The organism is Cytobacillus sp. GQ23 (assembly GCF_059758675.1).
This window is the reverse complement of the sequence record NZ_JCAXER010000012.1, coordinates 75,794-100,203: the sequence shown is the minus strand read 5'-3', so window position 1 is coordinate 100,203 and position 24,410 is coordinate 75,794. Positions and strand designations below refer to the sequence as shown.

Below are 24,410 nucleotides of genomic sequence, written 5' to 3'. Positions count from 1 at the left end.
GCAAGGAGCGTGCCAACTTTGAAACCTGCTAAAATCAAGGTTTGTTGTTTGCAATACTGTAGTCACTACACTACACCTGTAGATTTTTTGTAGTGTAATCACTACATCTCATTCAGGTTATGCCATGCTTTTTCAGCTTTTGATAAAGGGTAGTCCGATGAATTCCAAGCAGATCTGCAGCTCTTGATTTATTTCCGCCCGCTCTTCTTAAGGCATCCAGAATAATTTCAGACTCCCTTTGACTGCCCAGTAATTTAGCTTCCTCAATAGACCCTGCTGCCAGGGCCTCTATTTTGAGAGTGGCTTCCGGCTTTTTCAGCATCTCCGGCAAATGATGATAGTCAATAACCTTCCCATCCACCAGGGTCACCAGCTGTTCCACCGTGTTCACCATCTCGCGGATATTCCCTCTCCATGGATGCTGGACAAAAGCGTTTACCGCCTCAGATGTGAATAGTTTTCCAGATACCTGATACCGCTCGCAGATTTCCTTCAGGTAATGGACCAGCAGGACAGGTATATCCTTTTTCCGTTCCCGCAGCGGAGGGATATGGAGCTGGATGATATTCAGCCGGTAATAAAGATCCTCCCGGAATTCCCCCGTTTCAACCATTTGCATCAGGTTGCGGTTTGTTGCGGCAATCACTCTGACATTGATTTGATATTTCTTCAAGCCGCCGACTCGTTCAGCTTCCTTTTCCTGAAGAACCCGCAGCAGCTTGGTCTGCATAACAAGCGGCATTTCACCGATTTCATCGAGAAAAATGGTGCCGTTGTCTGCCAGCTCAAACTTCCCGGGCTTGCCTCCCTTTTTCGCCCCGGTAAAAGCGCCTTCTTCATAGCCAAACAGTTCGGACTCGAATAAATGCTCCGGAATGGCCCCGCAATTGACACTGATAAAGGGTCCGGTGGAAAAGGGGCTGAGATGATGGATGCTCTTGGCGAACATTTCTTTTCCTGTCCCGCTTTCCCCCGTGATAAGGACAGTAGCTGCAGTCCGTGCAGCCTTCCTTGCCAGCCGTTTCACTTCCGTAATCCCTTCACTTGTTCCAATAATTTGGTCAAGGGTAACCCGGCTGTCATTTTCCTTTTTCTTTGAGAAAAGGTCGGGCTTAGAATCTTGTTTTTCCTGCAGCTTTTCATAGATTTTATAAACTTCTGTTACTCCCTCAAAAATCAGCATTCCGATGGCCCCGGCAATCCGGCCTTCCTTCCAGAGCGGAATCCGGTGCACCACCATGTCATGCCCCTGGATGTTCTGGAGAACCCCGCGTTCGGCTATCCCGGTCTTTACCGTTTCATGAAGATGCGTGTTATCTATGACTTCAGTGACATGCCTGCCAATGGCATCCTCCCGCTTAATGCCGGTAAAACGGCTATAGGCTTCATTAAATTCCTGCAGAATCCCGTTTTCATCGACAACCGCTATACCCTCATAAGCGCTTTCCAAAATGGCACCAAGTGCACCTTCGGAATTATGCTGCTGCCTTAGCTTATACAGATATTTGGAGAGTCCATCCAGGATATCCCTGGCTGTCAGGATGCCGAGGAGCCTGCCATCTTCACCTGTGACAGGAAGCTGATCATATGGAAGCGACATGATATCGAGGATCGAATCATCCGGCCGGACAGCTGCCTGATTCGATTTTGGGATGCTGCCAATTAAAGCATCTCCTGGTTTGCCCTGGGCAAAGTAGTTAAGCAGCTTCCTGGATGTAATCATTCCTACCAGGCGATTGGTTTCATCTGTGACAGGAAGACATTCCAGATGAAAATCCGCCATCATCTTTGAAGCCGCTGCCAGTGTCTGCCCCGGATGGATGCAAAACGGGCTTGGTGTCATCCAATTTTTCACTTTTAGGTGTTCATCATGAAGCAAGGTCTCTTTTTTATCAGAAATGGATTGAGGCATATGGAACCCCCTGTTAATCTTAATTTTCTAAATTATAACACTTTTAAAGAAGCAGATAGATTCCTATACGATTTGTGAGCATTACTAATAGAAACGGGAAATTTGTAAATAGAGCATTCCGGCACAGCGGGCGCCGCCGGATTTTAATAGAAAGAAAGACAGAGAGCCTAAGCCCCTCTGTCTTTCTGCTGCAATTTAGAAAATTGAGAATAAAATCACCGCTAAAATAACACCAAGGATTGGCACAATCACAGTCAATGCGCCAAATGCCGGATAGGCATCCTTATGGGACTCACCGCATATTGCCCGGATGGTTGTCACAACATAACCGCCATGCGGCAGGGAATCAATGGATCCGGATGATATCGCTACCACACGGTGAAGTTCACTTGCATTGACACCCATATCCAGATAATGCGGCGCCAAAAGCGGCAAGGCAATTGATTGGCCGCCGGAAGCAGAACCTGTCAGACCGGCAATGACAGCTACAGCCAGTGCGCCGCCGATTAAAGGGCTGCCCGGAATATTAGTCATGGCATCAACCGCACTTGCAAAGGCAGGGGTTGCTTTTGCCACACCGCCAAAGCCGACAACGGCTGATGTATTAGCAATGGCAATCAATGCGCCAATGGTTCCTTCGGATACAGCACCCCATACATTCTTGAAATACTTAAGATTAAGAAAATAGGTTGCAAAACAGCCGCTTAATAAGGCAATAATCAAGGCTGACTGTGCTAATGAGTCATGGAAAATAAACGAAATTACAAGGACGACCAAAAGCGGTATCATGCTTAATAATGGGTTGGGCAAGTTTTCACGGATTAGTGCAGAATCTGTTTCTCTTGCCTCAAATTTTTCTCCATTGCGAATCGCCTTGTTAATCATTTTCTTCAGCCACCAGTATCCAAATGCCATCATAAAGACAGCAACAATCAAGCTGACTTCCCAGGCAGCATATGGGGAAGTGCCCAGGAACTCAATCGGTATCCAGTTCTGGATTTCCGGGGAGCCGGCTGATGTCATCGTAAATGTAGTCGAACCGAAGGCAAGAGCTGCCGGAATGAATCTTCTTGGCAGGTTGGCTTCCTTAAATAGGCTCAATGCCATTGGATAGACGGAGAATGCAACAACAAACAGACTTACGCCGCCATAGGTTAAGACCGCACAGGCAATGACAACGGCTAATGCAGCCCGCTTCATGCCAATCTTATCGATAATCCATTTGGAAACACTGTCTGCTGCCCCGCTGTCCTCCATTAGTTTTCCGAAAATGGCCCCGAATAAGAACATCAAATACCAGGATGTAATAAATCCGGCAAATCCGTTCATATAGTTGGTCAGAAAATTGACCTCTCCCTCGCCTGCGAGCTGAGGAAAGATCGGCAATCCACTGAATATTGCAACAATAAAAGCTGAAAGAGGGGCAGCAAGCAGCAGGTTCATCCCTCTCATCGTCAAATAGATGAGGAGCCCGATGCCCCCAAGCAATCCAATCATACTTAGCATAAGATCCTCCTATCAGAAAAGCGTAAGGCGCCCGCCTATCTAGGAACGCAGACTAAAACCGCCACGTCCTGCGGCAACGTCTGCATGACCCGCATCCTCCCAAAAGCTGCCGCTTTCGGTCGTACGATGTTTTTGCTGACGAAGCCTTCCATGTCCTGCGGGCCACAAGCATAAGACAAGCCGGCTGAAAGGTTGTTCTTTAACCTTTTAGACGGATTGGCTTAGACCTGAGAGCCGATGGCGCCTGGAGCTAGACAATTATCGAACTTCTAAGATGTAAAATGGGTACTATTAAAACCCCAGCCTTCTCTCCTTTACTTTCTGTCCGCTACTGATCCTCTTTCCACCAAATGGCCTTTTACTCTTTGGATTTCAGGAGTGTCCGTGTCCCCATTAATATGCTCCAAGAGAAGGTTAATCGAATAATCGACCATTTCGTCGACCGGCTGATGCCAGGTGGTTAATTCATAAGATGACCAATCCGACATTGCCACATTATCAAAGCCTACAACAGATATATCCTCAGGAATTCGGATCCCCTGCTTTTTCAGATAATCCATTGCGCCAAATGCAGATATATCATTTGCACAGAAGATGGCATCTATCTTTTTATCCTGTTCCAGCAGCTTTCGGGCAGCAGCAAATCCCCCTTCATATGAATAAAGACCGTTTTCGGTTAGAAATGAAGAGATGCCGTGTTCTGCCAAAGCTTCCTGGAAGCCATTTTTCCGATCAACTGTTGTGGATGTATTCATCGGTCCGGAGATAAAGGCGAGATTTTCATGTCCTTTTTCTATCAGATAGTGGCCAATCCTTTTCCCGGCAGCAAAGTTATCGCATACAACAGCACTGCTTAAGGAATCGTTCACATATCGGTTAAACAGGACGACCGAGATGCCATTTCGGGTAAACTTCTGTACAGTCGAAGAGGTTAATAGCGCATCTGTGATGATGGCTCCCTCAACGCTGTATTCAATTAAATGGCTCACTTCATCCTCTTGGATCTCGTTATTCTGGGAGTTGATAAACATAACCTTGTACCCTTTTTCGGCAAGCCTGCTGTAAAACTTATCGAGGATTTCCGGATAAAAAGGGTTCTGGATATTCCGCATGACAACTCCAATGATGCGGGACTGATTGGTGATCAGACCCCGGGCAATGGCATTCGGCTGATATCCCAGCTGTTCGGCAGCATCCAGAATCAATTTTTTCTTTTTAGGTGAGATACTTGAATTTTCACTAAAAGCCCGGGATACGCTCGATTGGGAAACGCCTGCCAATCGGGCGACATCCGTGGCTGTCACTTTTTTATTTTTCAACGCATGTTCCTCCTGCCTTGATCTAGACAGAGAAATTATAACAGATTTTGCTTACTTCACGAGGCTGCTGTAGCGCTTCACACGAAGGTCAGCCTGGGCCTGGTGTCCTTTAAAGCCTTCAAGGTCGCATAGGCGGGATGCATATTCACCGATTTTCGCACTCGCTTCCGGAGTTGTTCTCTGGTATGTGCATGTTTTCAGAAATTTGCCTACCCATAGGCCGCCAGTGTAGCGGGCTGCCTTTTTCGTCGGCAGCGTGTGGTTTGTGCCGATTACTTTATCCCCGTATGCCACATTTGTTTCAGGCCCTAGGAATAGTGCACCGTAGTTTGTCATGTTTTCAAGGAAGTAGTTCGGGTCTTCCGTTAGAATTTCCACATGCTCATAAGCCAGTTTATCCGCTTCCACTACAGCTTCCTCCAGGCTGTCTACAAGAATGATAGAACCGTAATCCTTCCATGCCGCGCCTGCTACATCTGCTGTTGGCAGAGTCTCAAGCTGGCGTTCGATTTCTGCCACTGTTTCGTTCGCCAGCTTCTCTGAAGTTGTAATTAGACATGCTGGAGAGTTAGGTCCATGCTCAGCCTGTCCCAATAAATCCGTTGCAATGATTTCTGCATCGGATGTTTCATCCGCAATGACCAGAACCTCAGTCGGGCCTGCAAACAGGTCGATTCCTACTCTTCCGTATAATTGACGCTTCGCTTCCGCTACAAATGCATTTCCAGGTCCAACAAGCATATCAACCGGCTCAATGGTTTCTGTTCCGATTGCCATCGCACCCATCGCCTGGATTCCGCCGAGGATATAAATCTCGTCTGCACCAGCCAGATGCATTGCCGCCACCGTTGCAGAAGGAATTTCTCCTTTAATCGGAGGTGTGCAGGCGATCACGCGCTTAACGCCTGCCACTTTCGCCGTGAGCACACTCATGTGGGAGGAAGCAACCATCGGATAGCGTCCGCCGGGAATATAGCAGCCGACACTGTTTACCGGAATATTTTTGTGTCCAAGGAACACGCCAGGCAAAGTCTCTACTTCAATGTCCTGCAGTGCTGCTTTTTGATGCTGGGCGAAATTGCGGATTTGTTCCTGTGCAAATTTAATGTCATTGATTGTTTGTTCGGGTACAGATGATACGATTTCCTGGATTTGCTCTTCCGTTAATCTGAATTGCTCCGGTGACCATTTATCGAACTGCTCGGAAAGTCTGCGTACCTCTGCATCTCCGTTATCTTCGATTTTTTTTAAAACTTCACTAACCGATTCTCTTACTTTTACATCTGCTTCCTGTACCTCTTGATCGTTTTTACCCTGTTTTAGGAAAGTTGCCATTTTGATATCACTCCTGTTTTTAATTTTGAATACGTATGCAAACATCCGCAAAAATTAAATGGCTGTCCATCCGCCATCTACTTTTATCGTATCGCCTGTAATAAACTTTGATAGATTGGAAGACAGGAATAGGGTGGCTGCGGAAACATCTTCGGGATCTGCAAGTTTTCCAAGCGGGATCCTGCCGTAGACTTCCTTTTCAAATTCCTTATCCTCAAACATCTTTGAAGTCAGCTCTGTTTCGATAAAGGTGGGAGCCACCGCGTTTACATTGATGCCATGTGATGCCCATTCCACCGCAAGTGCTTTCGTCAGCTGCACCATGCCGCCTTTGCTTGCACAATAGGCCGCCCGTTTATAGTAGCCGACAAATGCCATCTGGGAAGCAATGTTGATAATCTTGCCGGATTGATTGGGAATCATATACTCAGCTGCTTTCTGGCTGCAGAAAAACGCTGCCTTCAAATTGGTGTCTAGCGTCAGATCCCAATCCTCTTCCGTCACTTCCATGGCTGGCTTGGCCCGGTTAATTCCGGCGTTATTGATCAGCACATCGATTGAGCCCATATAATCCACAGCTGCTTCTGTCATTCTTTTAATCTCTGAGACATTATTTAAATCAGCGGAAACATAATAGCTATTAGTATTAATTTTTTTCAGCTCATCGGCTGTCTGGCGGAGTGCCTCTTCATCTCTCCCCACAATTACAACCTTCGCTCCGTTTTCAGCAAAGGACATGGCGATATCTCTTCCAATTCCTTTGCTTCCGCCAGTCACGATTACCGACTTATTCTTAAGATCCGGAAAGTATCTCATACCATTTCTCCCTCAGGGATTCCCAGATCCTTCTTTAAGAATCGGATCAGCCCAGCTTCCCTTTTCTGATTGTACTCTTTGGAAAAAGCCTCATCCCACTTGTAGTAGCCTTCACCCGATTTATCGCCGAGCTTCTGTTCTTCTACAAGCTTCTTTAAAATAGGCAAGGATTCCTCCGCACCGGAAAGATGCTGGAACAAATAATCAGAGATAGCCGAGAAAACATCCAGTCCGCCCATATCGGCCGTCATCAAGGGGCCGGAAACCGGCAGCCTTCGTCCAATCCCATAAGTAACGGCATCATCAATATCTTCTTTGCTCGCAATGCCTTCCTCCAGAAGATATTGGGCTTCACGGAATAGTGCATATTGCAGGCGATTGCCGACAAACCCGGGAATCTCTTTTTTTACTTCGATCGGCTTTTTCTTCATCTGCATTAAAAGCTTAAAAGACCTTTCCACTGCTTCATCGCCGGTCTTCTCACCGCGGACAACTTCGACAAGAGGAATCAGATGAGCCGGATTCCAAAAGTGTGTCACTACAGTACGTTCCGGGTGAGCAGTCTCTGAAGCAATATCCGTTGGACTAAGGCCGGAAGTATTGCTTGCGAGAATGACATCAGGAGCACATAGAGCGTCCAGACGTTTAAATAAGTCAATTTTTAATTGAAGATTTTCCGGTACAGCTTCAATTACGAAAGTTGCACCTTGAACTGCTTCTTCAACAGAGACAGTCATTTTAATATTTTCCTGAATGTGGCCAGCTTCCGATTCGGATAAAATACCATTATTGAGCATAACCTCAAGCTTCTTCAGCATGTTGGTCCAGCCCTGTTCCAAGTCGGCATCGCTGATTCCCTGCATTGTCACACTAAATCCGGCCCAAGCCGCATTAAGTGCAATGGAATGGCCCATCGTGCCGCACCCAAGTACAGCTATTCTCTCCAATCGCTCACCAACTTTCTGAAATTTCTAGTTTTTGAATACGTATTCAATATACAATGTAAGCGTTATAATTTCAAGATAAAATTATAAATTGTAAATATTTATTATCTTTCAGATTAGAAATCAATCAAACGTTTGATTGATTTTAAAGGACGTCGCCAGACTGCTTTCGTTCTTTTAATGTAAACAATACTAATAGAATCGGGATACCTGCAAATAGAGAAGCTCATTTTGCAAATAGATTGCTTGACCTGCAATGGCCAAATCCGCAAATAGTCCGTTTCGCACAATAGCCCTTATAAAAAAGACAGAGAGCATAATCTCCCTGTCTTCCCAGATACGGTTATGTATCTAAAAACGTCTTCCCCTTGAGCTGATTCAATGTCAAAACAAAGTCGTGCAGAAGCTTGTAGGAGTTTTCCATATCATCCAGGTCGACTACCTCAATCGGCGTATGTGTATAGCGGGATGGGATGGAGATAACCCCTGCTGTGACGCCTTTATTTGTCATATGTATGGCTCCGGCATCTGTTCCGATTCCCATGAAAACTTCATGCTGATAGGGGATATCTCCTTCTTCGGCTACTTTTTCGAGATGCTGAGTGACAAGCGGGTGGGCAATCAGGGATTTATCAGCGATTTTGATGCAAGGGCCGCTGCCAAGGATTCTCGTGCCTGTCATGAGCACGTCAAATGTGTCGCTGGTTGGCGTTGTATCAAGTGCCAGCGCAAAATCGGGCTCTACAGCTGCAGATACAACGGATGCTCCTCTTAGCCCAACTTCCTCCTGAACCGTAAAGGCACCATATATGTCGCCATGCTGAGCCCCATTTCCTCCAATGTTTTGAAGCAGACGAATCAATAGGGCGCAGCCTGCCCGGTCGTCCAAGGCTTTGCCGGTAACGCGATTATTTCCTATTTTCTTAAATTCGGTGCCATAGCTGATGGGCTGTCCAACCTTGATTCCCATTTCAGCTGCTTCTTCTGCTGTACGGGCTCCGATATCAATATAAAGATCGCGGTGGCTGGAAATGCGCTTTGGATCATCCCATTTCACATAGTGGGCCGAAATAGTTCCGATCACTCCATCGACATTGCCTTTTTCAGAACGGATTTTAACCGGCAATGATAAAAGAATACGGTCATCAAACCCGCCTAATTTTTCAAACCGAATTAACCCATTCTCTTCGATTTTCTTCACGATAAACCCAATCTCATCGGTGTGAGCTGCAATGACTAAAGAAGGAAAATCCGGGTTATTCCCTTTCTTTTTTACAATCAGGTTCCCGACTGAATCGACATGGTATTCATCCACATAATCCTTCACTTCATTTAAAATAAATCTTTGTACATCCTGTTCAAAACCGCTCGGACCTACTATATTGCATAACCCTTTTAATAATTCATACACAGTGAAACCCTCCCTTTGATATGAAAAGAAATCCCCCGCTTTTGCAGGGGTTTCCGGCTGTTAATTAGTCAGGTAAACCTTTGTAAAATCATCATCTTCCATTGGATGTGCAGAGAATCCCTGGACATAGGCTGCCATTGCGATTGGCGGTGTTGTATGTGCGAGCGTCACCCACGGGGCATCTTTATGAAAAATTTCCTGAGCCTCCTGGTAAAGCTTTGCCCGTTCATCCTGGTCAAATGTTACACGTGCATCCTGCAGAAGCTTTGTAAATTCCTCATTTTCATAGAAGGCACGGTTACTGGCAGGTTTCTCCGTATTCGTTGCACTCAGGTTCGGGAACAGGAAGTTATCCGGATCGGCCATTACACCTGTCCAGCCGTATAATCCCATAGGATGTTCCCCGTTTCCGGACTTTTGAAGGTACGTTGCCCATTCATAGGTTACAATTTCAGCTTCGATGCCGACCTTCTTCAAATCTGACTGGATGGCTTCTGCCACCTTCATTGGCTGCGGCATATACGGCCTCGGATTGCTCATCGCCCAAAGCTGAGTTTTAAATCCATCTGGATAACCGGCTTCTGCCAATAGTTTTTTCGCTTCTTCCACATTCAATTTGTAGTCTTCAATGCTGTCATTATAGCCCCATAATACGGATGGGAACGGGTTTTTCGCCACTTCAGCATAGCCGTTGTAAAACGCATCCACAATGGCTTGTTTATCTATGGCCATATTGACTGCCTGGCGGACTTTAACATCATCAAAAGGTGCCATTTGTGTGTTCAGAACCATGTAGCCAATGTTAAAGCTTGGGCGCTTGACAAGACTTAAATTGGAATCAGCTTCAATGGTCGTGGCATCATCCGGATTTAACCCATCAATGATGTCGACTTCACCCGCTTGAAGAGCTGTAAGGCGTGCGGAATTTTCCGGAATAACGCGGAAGATCAGCTCATCCAGGTATGGACCTTCACCTGCATAATTTTCATTTTTCTTCAGCACTATTTTGTCATTGGTTTTCCAGCTGTCAAATACAAATGGGCCGGTTCCCACTGGATTTTGATAGAATTTGTCGCCATGCTTTTCGATCGCAGCCGGACTTGCAATTCCAAACATAGGAATAGCCAAATAGCTGATAAATGGAGCTGTCTTTTCAGTTAACTTAAACTCTACTGTTGATTCATCAACTGCTTTTACATACTCGATTTTATGGTTTGGATCTCCTTTAAACCCTCCATACAAGAAAGGGTAGTACGGAAAATCCCCGTTGTGGTAGGGGTTCTCAGGATCCATCCACCGATCAAAGTTGAACACGACAGCTTCCGCATTAAAATCGGTTCCATCCTGAAACTTGATGCCCTTTTTCAGGTTAATGGTCCAAGTCAGTCCGTCATCAGAGACTTTGTGGGATTCCGCTAATCCGGGCTGGACTTCAAGATTTTCATCATACACAAAAAGTGTTTCAAAAATATTGCTAGTTACACGGATGGATTCGCCATCTGTTACATTGATGGGATCCAATCCAATTGCATCAGCACCGCGGGCATAAATTAAGGAACCGCCCTCTTTTGGATCGCCGCTGCTGCTGCCAGATGCTTCTTCACTGCTGCCTGAACATGCTGAAAGCAGCATCGAAAAAATCAGTAAAATGCTTAATACTAATGAAGACTTCATTCTCATCGTTTTTTCCCCCTTGTAATTTCTATGTAAGCGGAGCTGAAAAGTAAGATAAGGTCATTTTTAGACTTTTCATACTTTTTAATAAAAATCAGTATATCTTAGATTATCGAAATATTCTACTATATTTTTAGAGACGAAATACTTATTTTTGAAAGCTTGTCTTATCAACTTCTCTACTATAAAGATTGTAAGCGATTACAAGTATTTTCAGACTTTCTAATAGTTATTTAGATTACCTTAAACAAAAAAATGGCCCAGTCATCCTGAGCCATCCATGGAAACTAGATTTTATTAGAGATCCATAAAATAGCCCTTATAAGGCTATTTCAATATCCAAGACCAGGCTTCTTCCAGCTGATGGCCTTCAAAGTATTCAACCGTGATCCCCGGCAGGTAGTTCGTGAGCTTTGAAAAAGTGCCAATCCAGTCTTTATCACTTACAACAGCGAATTTATTAAACTGCTTCCATCTTTTTATATCAAACCCCATTCCTTCCGCTGCACCCTGGAAGGTTGTTCCGTCCACATCTGTCATAATGGCCAGGATATTGAATTTCTGGTCTTCTTTAAAATTTTCTCTCACATATTGATCCAGTTTTTCAGCATCCTCCTTGGTTGCATTGCCATTAAAGGCTAAGGCAATGGTAGAAGGAGAGCGGGATTCTATCAATTGAAGCATAAATGATTACCTCCAAATTGTTTTATTGAGGTAAATTCCCGATTAAACGGGCTTCAAAACTAGCGTTGGGGTGTTTTTATTGAAAAATGGTGTGTTATTTGCAGTATTCACAATTGGGGCCTATTCCAGCAAAAATAGAACCAGCCTTCCCGGGCCGGTTCTATACCTTATTTCTTGCTGTAAAATCGGTCCCGGACCTTTTTGAGGCGGGCATGATAGTTTAATATATCGAGTCTTGCTTTCTCTGCTTCCGGTGCGATCGGACGGAGCTTCTCAATTTCCCAATAGTCTATAATGACATCGAGAACCTGATCAAAATATTCGAGCGGGCCGTAATTGGCTTCTTTTGCAATGATCGCCATGCGGTTTTCAAAATCCGGCATGACAGCACCCGGCATTTTAAAGTTCATGATGACGTTCGCGAGATAGTAGCAATAGTTAGGTTCTAATTGCAGGTGGTGTTTTATAACGTCCCTGTAAAAAGTATAATGCAGCGTCTCATCCTTAGCCAATCTTCTCAGCAGGCTGGACAAATCCTTATCATGAGGCCCTGCCACCTTCGCGACATTATAGTAAAACACCATGGTGGCCAGCTCCTGCATGGAGGTATATACCATTGTTTCAAATGGGGTATGGAAATCCGGGTTCCAGCCATTTTCCACTGTTTGCTTGTGAAGCTGGTGAAGCCTTCCCGGATGGACATTCCGGGTGATTAACAGATAGGTTTCAAGCAGGTTGGAGTGCTGATCCTCTTCCGCTGTCCAGGTATGCACAAATTCCTTAATAACACTCAATGACCCTTTAAAGGTCTGGTCCAAATAAGAGGTGAACCATGGAAGATTCACTTCTGTCAGGAGAGCTGTCTCCACTGCTGTAATGACGGGCTCCGGAAGCGTCACCTGGCTCTCATCCCATGGTACTCGCCGGAAATCCATGGCTTTATCCCACGGAAGAAATTCGTGATAGCCCCAATCTATTTTTTCAGCCCGCTTTTTGTGCTCCTCATACAATTCCCTTACCTTCGGCTCCAGACGAAAATCAAGATGATTTGTTAACAAGTGTAGACCCCCATCGCTATTCTATAGCTAACTATTATGACCTGTTACTAAATTTACTATAGCACATTAGTTCTTTAACTAACTAATATAAAAGTCGAATTTTCAGGAAATTGGGACTTTAAACATGCAAATTTCTGCGTCCTTTCGACGTCAATCTCCAGCTGATGACAGCGTTCGTTTCGACATTGGTCGATGTCCTAGTGGGTAGGGTTCACTCTAGCAGCCTGCCGCTATTCTATCTTCAGTTCTGATCTTAGGCTGATACTCATGTGATAAAAAGAGGGAACTCATATAAGTTTGATTTAAAATAAAAAACTTCTGTTAGAGAGCTTAAATCTATTAAAAAGCTAAACTGCCAGCTCAAGCTATTCCAAGAATTAATAAGCTGTTATTGGTGCACAACAAAAAAATCGCTTTGGACCTGCCAAAGCAGTCTCATTTCATATTGTTTCATAAAACATATTAAAAGAACTGTTTTAACTCTAAAACAGTTCTTAAGAATACTTCTTATATAGGAAAAGAAATAAGACAAGGTAGACAAAGGCAGAGTTTTCCACCTTTCTTCCCTTGTCCGTTCCATCCGATTTCATCGGAATTTCCCAAAACCAAGCGTGGATGCTCTTGCAACTAGACGAATATCCAGAGATGGCTCAACCGGCAATGATTGATCATCCTCCATTCCCTCAATTTTACGAATGAGTTTGTTAGTGGATACTGCCCCGATATCATAGATAGGCTGTTCAATTGTACTAATTTCCGGCTCTACCATTTCGGTCAGCTTGATTCCATCAAAGCCGATTATTGCGACTTCCTGTGGAACCTGGTAGCCCATTAGCTTAAGAGCTTTGAGACAGCCGATCGCCATTAAATCATTGCCAAGAAATATCCCGTCAACATCTTTATGCTGGTTCATAAGGACTTGAGTCAGCAGCTTGCCGCTTTCTAATGTAAAGTCTCCTTCGCAGACGATAACTGCATCCTCTGGAGATTCTTTTCCATTCCTCTCGGCCCAATCAGTAACTGACTCCACATATCCCCGTTTCCGTTCCGATGATGGAGGGAATGACTTCGGTCCGCTGATATGGGCGATCTTCTTGCAGCCTGCCTCAATCAGGTGCTCAACAGCCAGCCTGGCCCCTTTATAGTTATCTAATCCAATCGAGTCACAGGTGTTATCTTCGGCTGCACGGTCAATTCTTACAAACGGTATTTTTGAGTTTTCAATAGCCTTCACGACTTTTTCGCTCATTTCGAACGATGCCAGGATAAAGCCATCGACATATCGGTTTTGAAGCTGTGTCCAAAAATGATTATCTTCCATATCCCCGTCCTGGGTATTGACCAGGATGATGCTGTACCCTTTTGATTTCGCCACTTCTTCAATTGCCACGACAAGCTCTGGAAAAAACGGGTTTGTAATATCAGGGATAATCAGGGCAATCGTCCGGGTTTTCTTTTTCGCTAAGCCTCTCGCGATTTCATTTGGATGATAGTTTAAGCGCTCCATCACATCGCGAATTTTAAGCTCCGATTTTTGGCTGATATATCCTTTATTGTTTAAATACCTGGACACTGTCGCTACGGATACGCCTGCCTCCTTTGCAACATCCCGAATGGTAATTTGTTTTTCTCTCACGCAAAATTCTCCTTCGAAAGGATTCTTGTGCTCTAACCTATTTATTCATTTCTTTTACATGGAAACTTCGCACTGTTGTTTCCCCTTTTTCCAGCAGGCCAAATCCTGCCATTCCATATTCATTTCCCAATCCATCGAAATCCAGAACCCGTTCTCCATTGATTTCTATCTGAACAGCAGTTCCTTTGCTGATGGCCTTAACGTTGTATATAGCTTCATGATTCCATTCATATGAAATTGTCTTTAAGCGCTTAAATCCAAAGTTATTTTCAATTAATGAAACCTGATTGTCACCATCGAATCCTGCCCAATAATAGCGTTCGGTTCCAATTGCCCGAAGAATGACCCCGTGGCTTTTTCCGGAAACAGGCTGAAAACTTATATCCAGTTCAAGGTCACGGCCATAATAGTTCCCTGTAAAGGAAGAAGTATCTTCTTCACCTGCAGCAGCTTTCATAAAACCATTTTCCAGCGTCCATTCGCCACGGTGATGAGCAAATGGTGTTACACATTTGAATTCCATGGCTTGTTTGGCAAAATCAATGGAGTAATCTGCATTGCCAAAGATCCGGAACTCGCCGATATAAAACTTTCCAAATGAACGGTTATCTGGAGGTGATGGACTCTCAACAATAAAGCCCACCTCATCAATCAATGCTCCATCAGTCTCCGGGATCACAAATTCAATATCAAGCCACTGCTGATGGTTTAATGTGATGGAGTCCAGCTTCACATCACTCTTTGTGTAACTATTGCGGACATAAGGAGTCAAATAAACATCCGCCCCACCTTGCCATTTATCCATATACACCTTTGCCGAAACCTTTTGTCCACTGTATGCAGAAGGTGCAAAGGTCGGCTTATATTTCTCATCATTAAAATCTTCACGGCGATAGAACGGCTTGTAAAATATTTTACTTGAATCCCCTTCTATAAATCTGTCAAACAGAACAGACAATGAGCCCCGGCGTTCCTCAATGCCTAGATCATTGCATGGGGTCAATAATGTCTTAAAAGCATTATTCGTCTTAAAGCCGTGGGTTGATCCCGGCAAGGTGAAATCCAGGTAAACTTCCCCGTTTCGGATGCTTTCCACTAATCTCTGTGGAGCTTCCAGCCCATTCACCTGATAGCCCAGAACGGCAAGCTCTTTACAGAAGGTCGGGATATCCAGCACATTCAAATAGCCTGACACGCTGGATGTCGCAATCATATCGTTGATTGGCTTTCGATAATGACCTGGAATTGCATCAAGGCCGGCAAAAACTCCTGCGATAGTTCCTACATTTCCTGCATTACAATCCGTATCCCAGCTGCACATCGTAGCTATTTCAACAGTCCGTGCTAAATCCCCTTTTCCATACATGAGGGCCAGGGCACATACGCCGGCATTTGGGATGATATGGCATACTCCCGTGTACTTATCATAGCCCCACTCATTTTCTAAATACTGACGGCACTTCCGGAAATCCTCTTCTTCCGGATGCTCCTGATAAAAATCAATCACATCTTTCACGACAGCATAATAGGTGGAATCTTTTGGAATTACGGATAATCCTGCTTCGATAATAACATCCATGCTTTCAGCTGAAAAGGCTCTCGAAATACACGCTGCCATAAAGCGCGCCCCATATAGCCCATTTTTATCATGAGATACACTTGCCGCTATCCCAGCATAATCGGCTGCCTTTTGAATATTATCAGGAAAAAGCAATCCCCATGTATCGATAAAGATTTGTCCGCCAATCTGCTCAGCCATAATGATGCCATTGACTTCAGCCGAACCAGACTTTGGGGCAGGGATGCCTTTTTTAAGGTTTAAATAGGCCGTATGCTCTGTGCTGATTTGGTCTCCGCCCCACCAAAACATACCGATTCCTTCCCGCGAATAGTTCAGCCAGGCTCTTGCAACATCCTGCGGTGTCAGTTCCCGCCCCCGTGCGTCATCTATTAATGCCCGGATAAAATAAACCGGACCATTGGCATCATCGTCAGCAGAAAAGGTTTTATAATCCTTCACATACCCCCGGATATCGCCATGAATTTCCTGGATTTTTTCATATGACCATTCATTTGGCTCCAGTGGTGCCCCGAGCCGGATTCCAATATTCATTCCGAGGAAGCCGGCATAGACTCTCTCTACATAGTTTTCAGGCAACAAATTACTCAACTCCCCATCCCCAAAGTGTTTTAAAGAAGGTTTTTTCTTTTTTCATTCAGCTGCAGGTCCTGCTCAATAATCAGCTTAGCAGTTTCTGAGAATTGGTCTGCTGTCTCGAGTAAATTCATTTTGTTCGTTTCCTGTAAAAGCTCAACATCTTCAGAACGAATAACACGTTCTCCGTACATTGCACCTAAAATAACACCGGCCATTACCCCGATGGAATCTGTATCACGGCCAGAGTTTATGCCATCTAATATAGTTCCATAGTAATCCCCATCATTTAACACCATGAACGCTAACGCCATTGGCAGCTCTTCAATGGAGAAAAGCCTGCTTGGTGTATAGTGATTGGAAGGTACACCAACCTTCTCCATTTTGCGGTGAACATCGTCTTTCATTGGCGAGTATGGTTCTATCACATTTTGGAATGTAGAAATAACCGTATCCATATCTGCACCTTCCGAATGCAATTTCCTGGCAGCTGCAGTTAAATCACGGATTGCATTCTTTGTTCCATCCTTAGCAAAATAAAGGGCTGTCTCCACAATTTCATCTACTGTCACATTTTCTTCAAAAGCCTTTGCCACACAGGCTGCCAGCACCCCAGCAGCTTCCAGGCCGTAGCTGCTTTGATGTCCCATTGCAAACAAAATCGCTTCATCATAGGCAGCCTTCGGATTTCCGGCATTGACGATTCCAACTGGCGCGATATACATCGCAGCCCCGCAGTTGATCATATTGCCAATTCCACCTTCACGCGGCTCACAATTGGCTAATACATGACGCATGAAAATATATTTTTCCGGGTAGAAGAGACGATCAATAATGAGCGCTTCTCTTCCAAACTCAGGGATATACGTTTTGTTAAAAGCGATTTCCTTCACAAATTCGTTTCCCATATCATAGGCATCTATATGTCTTTTTTCTTTGTTATAGACGTTTATGAGAGCAACAGTCATTAGGGTGTCGTCTGTAACTGTACCGTTGCCCCTTCTTCTGCCCAGATTTAAGTCAGCCGGGTAATCTTCCTTGTACCATCTGGTACGGAGCGACTCAACCCTCTTATACATTTTTTTAATCTCTTCATAGCTTAATTTTTCAACAGGTGCTCCCATCGCATCCCCAAGTGCAGTGGATAGCACAATACCTCTTACACGTTCTTTAAAAGTAACCATATGAAGACTCCTTTTTTACTGTTGTGTTTACTCTTTTCCACCTAGAGAGTAATAATCAGTCTTTGACTCCACCCTCAAAAGCACCCTTTGCATAATACTTTAATATCAACGGATAAATGAGCAGCAAAGGCACAACCGAGATGATGATCGTTCCTGCCTGCAGAGAAGCGAAATCAAGCGTTGCTATCTGATCATAGGATAGGAAGTTTTGCGCTCCCAGCAGTGATGTATTATCACGTTCTACTACAAATTGCCGAAGTACAAGCTGCAGTGGCCATTTGCCTGTGTCCGTTAAGTAGATTGTCGCCCGGAAGTATTCATTCCAGTGGTAAACTCCATAAAACAGACCCATTGTTGCCAAAGCCGGCTTCGATAAAGGCAGCATGATTTTTGTAAAGATACGGAAGTGCCCGGCCCCATCCATACGCGCTGCTTCCAGAATACTCTCAGGAACATCCTCAAAAAATCTCATCATAATAAACAAGTAAAATATATTGATTGTCTTATAAAGAATGAGAGAAGCGTAAGTATCCAGCAATCCAAGATTTTTCACCAGTAAGTATTCCGGTATTAATCCTGGTTCAAATACCATGATGACAATCAGGAAGATCATGACAAGATTGCGGCCGGGAAACTTCGTTCTTGCCAGCACATAGGCTGTCATTGCAGTAAGCAGCAGATTCAAGGCTGTACCCACAACGGTTATAAATAAGGTGTTAAAAATACTTTTTAAAATTAGCGGGTTTGATAATAAAATTTTATAGTTAATGAGTGAAAATCCTTCAGGAATGATACCCAGGCCGCTTAGTTTATGGACTTTGAGAGGATCTGATAACGACATTGCCAGCAAGTGAAGAAGCGGAACTAGCACAGTTAAAGAAACTAAAAGCAAAATGCTGTAAATAATAATGGTTGATACACTCAATTTTTTTAATTTATTCATCATCGTTCCACCTCCTACCAAACACCTTTACCAGAAATTCTTTTTGAGATAAAGTGTGTGCTTAAAATTAAGATAACCCCAATTACACCCTTGAAAAGGCTCGCTGCCGTTGCATAAGCATATTGGCCATTTAAGAGACCGATTCGATATACATAAGTGTCTAAAATATCAATCACGCTGATGACAGACGAATTCATCATATTAAATACCTGATCAAAACCGGCATTCATGAAGAATCCCAGATTTAGAATAAAGACTGTCATGATTGTTGAAGTTAAGGAAGGCAATGTGATGTATCTCATTTGCTGTATTTTAGATGCTCCGTCAATTTTGGCAGCTTCATAGAGAGACGGGCTTATTTTCAGAATGGCAGCCAAGTAAATTATGGAGTCCCACCCTGCACTGCGCCAAATTTCCTGGAATACCAATACCCAGCGGATATGGTCTTTACTTGTCATGAAATCAAGCGAAGGCATATTGAAAAAGCTGCGAATTACGTTTACTCCGCCAACTTCCGGATTTAGAAATGCAATCCAGATTCCTGCAATCACGACCCATGATAAAAAGTGAGGAAGGTAAACAATGGACTGAACATATTTTCTAAATTTGCCGACTCTGACTTCGTTGATCAATAAAGATAAGATAATCGGAATCGGAAAGAAGAATACAATCTTCATCACACTAATAATAATGGTGTTTTGTAATACATCCAAAAAGGCTGGGGAGCTGAATAGAATCTTAAAATGCTTCATCCCGACCCAAACATTATCACCGATAATCCGGTAATCCTGAAATGCCAGCTTCATTCCAATTAACGGAACGACGTGGAAGATCGAAAAATAAAGAAGGGCTGGAAAAAGCATAAGATATAGGACCCAGCTTGATTTAATTTGCTTCAGTATGCCCTTTTTCATCTTTGTACTCCTTTTCCTTTACAAATTGAGTCACTTCATTTCGCTTTGGCATTCCCGTTTGTGCACCCTTTTTAGTAACCGATAGTCCAGCAGCTATGTTGCCAAATCGTATGCTGTCTTCGAGGCTGTTCCCTTCAGCAATGGCTACAGCGAAAGCGCCTGAAAAGGTATCACCGGCTCCCGTTGTGTCAACCGGAATCACCTTAATGGACGGAACTAATCTGATCTCTGCTCCATCAAAGAAACGAACTCCCTCTGACCCGCACGTAATGATTAGTTTATTGGGATGCTTTCTAAGGAGCTCTTCCATTGAATCATCGGTGTTAAACACTAGCTTGTATTCGTGTTCATTCGGTGTAATATAGGTAACCTTGTTAATAAGCCCTGGGCTGAGTGTTTGTGCCGGGGCCGGATTGATAATAATCGTTTTTCCTCTTTCATAAAGGAGCGGAACCAAATACTCTATCATGTCTAACGGTGTCTCGAGCTGAAATACAATCACATCGCAGTTCAGAAGCTCTGATACAGAATTTTTTACATAGTCAACATTGGTCTGTGTATTGGCACCAGGTACCACAATTATGCGATTTTCACTTTGACAAAGCTCAATAAACGCTGCTCCTGTAGGCAATCCTTTTACAGATTGAAGATTTACCAGATTGATATTCTCATTCTCCAGCTTTTTGATAATGAAATCACTATTCTCATCATCACCAACCGATCCGAATAAGGACACATTTCCGCCAAGACGGGCTGCTGCCACAGCTTGATTGGCCCCCTTGCCGCCAATGGATAAAAAGAAATTCTCACCCAGGACGGTTTCTCCTAATTTAGGCAGTATCTCGCTTTCAATAAAATAATCCATATTGATGCTTCCAACAACGGCTATTCTCTGCATGTTCATCATCCTAATCAATCAGTATATTCATTAACGGTGCATGCTGCTGTGCGCCATAAACATCCCTGTCTCCAACTGTTCCAGATGAGATATCTCTTAGAATTGTAATCTTAATTCCAAGTGCCTGATCGTAGAAAACGAGATGATCTATCTGGTCGCAAGTAAGGTTATATAAGTCACAAATGGTTTGTTTATTGATTTTCCCCGAGTCCTTGACTCGCTCATAAATTTCCTTAGAATCAAATAAAATATCGAATGTCAGCTCGAATGGTCCTGCATTTTTACTTCGTAAGACTTTAGCTAGATCAAATAAAGCGGCCATGTTTTCATCCCCTTACAAATACTCAATGACAAATGGACTTTCAGTGATTTCCATTAGGTGATAGAGAGAAAACTCATACACAGGTCCAAACTCTACATCACTTGGAGCAAATGGAAAGGCTAAATTACCGGCTGTTGATTTCCGATTTTCATACCCGTAATGAAGAAATGTAGATCTCACACTCGAGCAGATACTGTTTGAAAGTTCTTGTGTTTTGGCTACCACTTCAAACATGACGCCAATCTCATGTCCGTGGAAAGGTGCACTTTCTCTTGAACCGAGCACTCCATTTTTCCCATAATTATAGAAGTTGATAGAATAATCTTCTTCCGGGATATCCTCGTAATATTCTCTAACCTGCTCTATCACAAGCTCCTCGATTCCTTCGATATTTTCTACTAAAATCGGGTCACGGACACCAGCGATAACAAAGGTTCTGTATGCAACCTTTCTCGCACCTTCCAGCTTGATGCAATACTGATCATTTTTTTGCAGTTTACTATTTTTCACCTCGACAACACCGTCGCTCACTTGGGTAAACTCGCATTGGCTAAGATCAAGGATGATGCCTGGCCCATGTAAAATAAATGGATGTTCTTTTTCATAAAAGGTATGGGCACTTACACTAATCGGCGAGCATTTACGCATAGGGTTCAGGGACTGAACTGTGAAGGAATCTTCCTTTAGTGTCCCAACGATACAATCCTTTGTTGTCCCTGGTTCTGCACATAGTGCACCACATTCCAGAATCTTTCCAAGATGGTAAGCGAGACCTGGATCTTTGCCGCGGTATATTCCAACTGCTGCAAAGGGTGACGGGTCATATGCCCTTCCACAGACAATAATGTCAGCTCCGTTTTCGAGAGCTTCCAAAATAGGCTCATGCCCCATCTGTGCAACAATGTTGCTGGTCTCTAGAATGATTTCATCTGTAAGTGTCGGAATGTTAGGCGTGAGAGGATTAATTCGGCCCTCATGGTTTGCTTTCATAATTTCTTCCTGTGTAAAATCTGCCCAAATCATGGCCATTTTAGCTGTTAAGCTGCGTTCTTCCAGAACTTCCTTAATAATATCCAATGTCCACTCCATATGCGGCTTGGCACCAGCTCCGCCAGCGGATCCGATCACAATCGGAATCCCCCGTGGAACTCCATTTTTAATGATGATATCCAAATCTTTTTTGGTTGCCCGGCGGCTCACAATCGCCACACCCGCACCGAGTTTATGCGGACCGGCATCAGTCGAACCGGCATCTACTACAATTCCATCAACCTTTTGCCCGTTCTCAAAAGCCCTGTTAAATGACTCCTCCGGAAATCCATATCCTAATATTCCGCACGGTGAAACAATACGTACATCACTGCTAGTCATAGTATTAACCTCTTTTTTAACTGGTTTTTTGTCTGTTAAACACTTTGATGTGTAACCGGTTACATATTGTCTTAAAAAAAGGGGTTATCAAACCCAGAGAATGTGTAACCGGTTACACATTTATATATTTATGGTACCTTCCAACAGCCATTCCTGTCAACCTATTATTATCGTAATGTTCACACTTTTATTAAGATAAGATGCACGATTACATATTCAACCTTTCAGTATATCGTGCATCTACATTATACTTCAGTCCTTTTAATAGCTGGCCAATTTAGCAGCAACACTCTTTAGGGATGTCCCTTGTAAACTGGGAATACAAATTCCTTTAATTTTGTCTAATGCTTCTTTCCAGGTTTCCGGGACCGCATTTGCCCCCTCTGAAGCTCCAGCTAGGGCACCAACCATTGCAGGCATACTATCTGATTGCTTCGGCAGTAAGGATGCCAGCTGAATTCCTTTTTGCAGATTTCCTTCTGTACTTAGGAAAATGGCGTAAGCAACTGAGAGTGTCTCAGGAGCAATATTGGCATAGTTATAGACAGCATTGACCACTCGTTTTTGCCATAGAGGTATAGCTGCAAATCCGTCCCCATTTGTTTCATCTAATACATTTAGGGCAAGCTCCATTTTTCTTTGAATCCAGGTATTTTCCGGTACGTATTTTAATCCTTCTTCTACTGCCAACTGCGGAGAAGCGCCTGATAGGGCTGCAGCTATGCTGGCTGCCATAGCCTGTGCTGCATAGATGCCATCTTCAGCATTTGTGATAGAAGCCATTTTCTGTGCAATATTTGCAGCTTTTTCAGGCTGATCTTTAAAAATAAGACCGATTGGAACCGCACGCGAAACAGCACCATCATCATAGTGATGAGGATTATCATTGCCAGATGCCGGTGGAAGGATTCCTTTTTTAATGTTTTCAATAGAGGCTCTCTCACTTACGCCGCTCCATATTTCCTGTTCAGCTCCAACTATATATTGCATCCAGCCATGAAGTAATTTTTCTTCTGTTACTTCATTTCCGCAATCCAGAAGGATTTGGGCTGCCATGACCGCAAATTCTGTATCATCCGTTCCGCACAGATCTAAAATTTCCTCGCTCAGAGCATGTGTGAAGGGCAGTGAAATTTTATTAATCCGATGCTGGTCGGTAATTTGACTAAAGCTCCATAAACGCTTTCTTCGCTTAGGAGGAAGTACGAGCGATCTATGATACATCGCAGCAAAGCCTGTCGAGTCACCCATTGCCATACCAAGAAGAGAACCGTAAATTTTATCATAGGACATTACTCTTTTCCTCCTATTAATACATTTGTTAAATCTTTGGCAATATCTCGAACGTCTATTCCCTTCATGGCCAGAACACATCGTCCGCGGATAATATTAATTCTGTCCTGCCAAGCCTTTGGCACAGCATCGGCGCCATGTAACGCTCCTGCCATGGCGCCATTCATAGCCGCTATTGTGTCAGAATCTCTTCCGATATTGACTCCGCCCAGGACAGAAGGAATATATTCACCCTTTGCTGCGGCAAACAATCCATAAGCGAGCGGAATAGCTTCCGGTCCCATATCAGCCCAAGGATAGTAAAAAACCGAGATCTTATTATAGAGCTCTTCCATAGCATCTTGAACATCGTTATACTTTAAGCCAATTTCTACAGCCTCGTCGATTTTCCGATGGGTCCAGGAATCCTTAGGTATATAATTCATTCCTGTTTCAATTACTTTTTGCCAATCCTTTCCCGTCATGGCGTAAGCAACACTTGCGGCCACAGCTTGACCGCAATATACTCCATCCCGGTCGTGGCTTACTCTGGCTTCAATCTCAGCCAGCCTGGCTGCTTCCTCCGGATTTCCGGCACAAAAAATGCCAATTGGAGAAATTCTCATGGCTACTCCGTCACTCCACATTTGATGGTTATCAACCCCAGCTGCAGGAACGGCAAGCCCTTTTCGCAGATTAAAGATCGCCTCAACTTCACTAAAGCCGCCGCCTTTAAAGCCGCCTTCCTGGGAGACAAGATAGCGTGTCCATTCTCTTGTCATATCCTCATAGTTTAGTTTGCTGCCATATTTTAAGATGATTTTTGCAGTCAGCATTGTATATTCGGTATCATCTGTTCCCACTGGATCATCATTGACAAAATCAGTAACCCAGCCGTATTTTTCCTTTATCTCTTCCAAAGCCAGGCCTTCGGTCGGAGCTCCCAGCGCGTCACCGACTGATAATCCTATTAAACAGCCATAAACCTTCTTATACCATTGTTCAAATTTCAAATGAGGCCCCCCTTTGTCAAAGTTTGCTAAAAAAATAGCGGAG

The 24,410-nt window shown here is 43.9% G+C and carries 21 protein-coding genes; 1 reads left to right on the top strand and 20 read right to left on the bottom strand.

Annotated features, from left to right (window positions below):
- Positions 1–112 precede the first annotated feature (112 nt).
- The 10 genes from AC6CHU_RS11950 to AC6CHU_RS11905 form a co-directional block, all read right to left on the bottom strand.
- Positions 113–1,912, bottom strand: coding sequence for a sigma-54-dependent Fis family transcriptional regulator (locus AC6CHU_RS11950; RefSeq protein ID WP_159863113.1), 1,800 nt, complete (start codon positions 1,910–1,912; stop codon positions 113–115).
- Positions 1,913–2,107: 195 nt separating this feature from the next.
- Entirely contained in the window at positions 2,108–3,418 is a 1,311-nt protein-coding gene (locus AC6CHU_RS11945) for a GntP family permease (protein WP_251283359.1), read from the bottom strand.
- Positions 3,419–3,732: 314 nt separating this feature from the next.
- Complete coding sequence (locus AC6CHU_RS11940; protein ID WP_498121777.1) at positions 3,733–4,737, bottom strand: LacI family DNA-binding transcriptional regulator; 1,005 nt, start codon at positions 4,735–4,737, stop codon at positions 3,733–3,735.
- Positions 4,738–4,788: 51 nt separating this feature from the next.
- A complete protein-coding gene (gene hisD / locus AC6CHU_RS11935) occupies positions 4,789–6,072 on the bottom strand; it encodes a histidinol dehydrogenase (protein ID WP_251283361.1) in 1,284 nt (427 codons plus the stop codon).
- A gap of 54 nt (positions 6,073–6,126) precedes the next feature.
- Positions 6,127–6,888, bottom strand: a complete 762-nt coding sequence (locus tag AC6CHU_RS11930) for an SDR family NAD(P)-dependent oxidoreductase (protein WP_159863117.1) — start codon at positions 6,886–6,888, stop codon at positions 6,127–6,129.
- Positions 6,885–7,835 carry a 3-hydroxyacyl-CoA dehydrogenase family protein gene (locus AC6CHU_RS11925; RefSeq protein ID WP_498121774.1) on the bottom strand — a complete coding sequence of 317 codons (951 nt, stop codon included), beginning with the start codon at positions 7,833–7,835 and terminating at the stop codon, positions 6,885–6,887. The genes AC6CHU_RS11930 and AC6CHU_RS11925 overlap by 4 nt, the downstream gene beginning before the upstream one ends.
- Before the next feature lie 340 nt (positions 7,836–8,175).
- Positions 8,176–9,243, bottom strand: a complete 1,068-nt coding sequence (locus AC6CHU_RS11920) for a M42 family metallopeptidase (protein ID WP_159863119.1) — start codon at positions 9,241–9,243, stop codon at positions 8,176–8,178.
- A gap of 60 nt (positions 9,244–9,303) precedes the next feature.
- Positions 9,304–10,923, bottom strand: a complete 1,620-nt coding sequence (locus tag AC6CHU_RS11915; RefSeq protein WP_498121772.1) for an ABC transporter substrate-binding protein — start codon at positions 10,921–10,923, stop codon at positions 9,304–9,306.
- A 321-nt stretch (positions 10,924–11,244) separates the two neighbouring features.
- Complete coding sequence (locus tag AC6CHU_RS11910) at positions 11,245–11,601, bottom strand: SpoIIAA family protein (RefSeq protein ID WP_159863121.1); 357 nt, start codon at positions 11,599–11,601, stop codon at positions 11,245–11,247.
- Between the two features lie 167 nt (positions 11,602–11,768).
- Entirely contained in the window at positions 11,769–12,659 is an 891-nt protein-coding gene (locus tag AC6CHU_RS11905; RefSeq protein WP_159863122.1) for an acyl-ACP desaturase, read from the bottom strand.
- 338 nt (positions 12,660–12,997) lie between these two features.
- On the opposite strand from AC6CHU_RS11905, the gene AC6CHU_RS11900 reads away from it, so the two are divergent.
- A complete protein-coding gene (locus AC6CHU_RS11900; RefSeq protein WP_159863248.1) occupies positions 12,998–13,174 on the top strand; it encodes a DUF1360 domain-containing protein in 177 nt (58 codons plus the stop codon).
- 71 nt (positions 13,175–13,245) lie between these two features.
- Here the strand turns inward: AC6CHU_RS11900 and AC6CHU_RS11895 are convergent, their stop codons facing one another.
- The 10 genes from AC6CHU_RS11895 to AC6CHU_RS11850 all read right to left on the bottom strand — a co-directional run bounded on the left by AC6CHU_RS11895 (position 13,246) and on the right by AC6CHU_RS11850 (position 24,367).
- The gene (locus tag AC6CHU_RS11895; protein WP_498121769.1) at positions 13,246–14,295 is read right to left on the bottom strand and encodes a LacI family DNA-binding transcriptional regulator; all 1,050 of its coding nucleotides are present in this window, start codon (positions 14,293–14,295) and stop codon (positions 13,246–13,248) included.
- A 37-nt stretch (positions 14,296–14,332) separates the two neighbouring features.
- Entirely contained in the window at positions 14,333–16,456 is a 2,124-nt protein-coding gene (locus tag AC6CHU_RS11890) for an ADP-ribosylglycohydrolase family protein (RefSeq protein ID WP_498121859.1), read from the bottom strand.
- A gap of 29 nt (positions 16,457–16,485) precedes the next feature.
- Entirely contained in the window at positions 16,486–17,634 is a 1,149-nt protein-coding gene (locus tag AC6CHU_RS11885) for an ADP-ribosylglycohydrolase family protein (protein ID WP_498121767.1), read from the bottom strand.
- A 55-nt stretch (positions 17,635–17,689) separates the two neighbouring features.
- On the bottom strand, positions 17,690–18,580 hold the full coding sequence (locus AC6CHU_RS11880; protein WP_251283368.1) for a carbohydrate ABC transporter permease: 891 nt from the start codon (positions 18,578–18,580) through the stop codon (positions 17,690–17,692).
- 11 nt (positions 18,581–18,591) lie between these two features.
- Complete coding sequence (locus AC6CHU_RS11875) at positions 18,592–19,491, bottom strand: ABC transporter permease (RefSeq protein WP_159863125.1); 900 nt, start codon at positions 19,489–19,491, stop codon at positions 18,592–18,594.
- Positions 19,463–20,389, bottom strand: a complete 927-nt coding sequence (gene rbsK, locus AC6CHU_RS11870; protein ID WP_498121764.1) for a ribokinase — start codon at positions 20,387–20,389, stop codon at positions 19,463–19,465. The genes AC6CHU_RS11875 and rbsK overlap by 29 nt, the downstream gene beginning before the upstream one ends.
- A 10-nt stretch (positions 20,390–20,399) precedes the next feature.
- Positions 20,400–20,711 (bottom strand): DUF4387 domain-containing protein, encoded by a 312-nt coding sequence (locus AC6CHU_RS11865; RefSeq protein WP_159863127.1) that lies wholly within the window; start codon positions 20,709–20,711, stop codon positions 20,400–20,402.
- A gap of 12 nt (positions 20,712–20,723) precedes the next feature.
- On the bottom strand, positions 20,724–22,082 hold the full coding sequence (locus tag AC6CHU_RS11860; protein ID WP_498121762.1) for an acyclic terpene utilization AtuA family protein: 1,359 nt from the start codon (positions 22,080–22,082) through the stop codon (positions 20,724–20,726).
- A gap of 261 nt (positions 22,083–22,343) precedes the next feature.
- Positions 22,344–23,375, bottom strand: a complete 1,032-nt coding sequence (locus AC6CHU_RS11855; RefSeq protein ID WP_159863129.1) for an ADP-ribosylglycohydrolase family protein — start codon at positions 23,373–23,375, stop codon at positions 22,344–22,346.
- Positions 23,375–24,367: an ADP-ribosylglycohydrolase family protein gene (locus AC6CHU_RS11850; RefSeq protein WP_159863130.1), complete on the bottom strand. Its 993-nt coding sequence runs from the start codon at positions 24,365–24,367 to the stop codon at positions 23,375–23,377. The genes AC6CHU_RS11855 and AC6CHU_RS11850 overlap by 1 nt, the downstream gene beginning before the upstream one ends.
- Between the last annotated feature and the right edge of the window lie 43 nt (positions 24,368–24,410).

Excerpts from the sequence above, each read along its gene's own strand:
- AC6CHU_RS11860 (WP_498121762.1), bottom strand. The coding sequence starts at position 22,082 with ATGACTAGCAGTGATGTACGTATTGTTTCACCGTGCGGAATATTAGGA.
- AC6CHU_RS11855 (WP_159863129.1), bottom strand. The coding sequence starts at position 23,375 with ATGTCCTATGATAAAATTTACGGTTCTCTTCTTGGTATGGCAATGGGT.
- AC6CHU_RS11875 (WP_159863125.1), bottom strand. The coding sequence starts at position 19,491 with ATGAAAAAGGGCATACTGAAGCAAATTAAATCAAGCTGGGTCCTATAT.
- AC6CHU_RS11885 (WP_498121767.1), bottom strand. The coding sequence starts at position 17,634 with ATGGTTACTTTTAAAGAACGTGTAAGAGGTATTGTGCTATCCACTGCA.
- AC6CHU_RS11945 (WP_251283359.1), bottom strand. The coding sequence starts at position 3,418 with ATGCTAAGTATGATTGGATTGCTTGGGGGCATCGGGCTCCTCATCTAT.
- AC6CHU_RS11930 (WP_159863117.1), bottom strand. The coding sequence starts at position 6,888 with ATGAGATACTTTCCGGATCTTAAGAATAAGTCGGTAATCGTGACTGGC.
- AC6CHU_RS11865 (WP_159863127.1), bottom strand. The coding sequence starts at position 20,711 with ATGGCCGCTTTATTTGATCTAGCTAAAGTCTTACGAAGTAAAAATGCA.
- hisD (WP_251283361.1), bottom strand. The coding sequence starts at position 6,072 with ATGGCAACTTTCCTAAAACAGGGTAAAAACGATCAAGAGGTACAGGAA.
- AC6CHU_RS11915 (WP_498121772.1), bottom strand. The coding sequence starts at position 10,923 with ATGAGAATGAAGTCTTCATTAGTATTAAGCATTTTACTGATTTTTTCG.
- AC6CHU_RS11880 (WP_251283368.1), bottom strand. The coding sequence starts at position 18,580 with ATGATGAATAAATTAAAAAAATTGAGTGTATCAACCATTATTATTTAC.
- rbsK (WP_498121764.1), bottom strand. The coding sequence starts at position 20,389 with ATGCAGAGAATAGCCGTTGTTGGAAGCATCAATATGGATTATTTTATT.
- AC6CHU_RS11910 (WP_159863121.1), bottom strand. The coding sequence starts at position 11,601 with ATGCTTCAATTGATAGAATCCCGCTCTCCTTCTACCATTGCCTTAGCC.
- AC6CHU_RS11950 (WP_159863113.1), bottom strand. The coding sequence starts at position 1,912 with ATGCCTCAATCCATTTCTGATAAAAAAGAGACCTTGCTTCATGATGAA.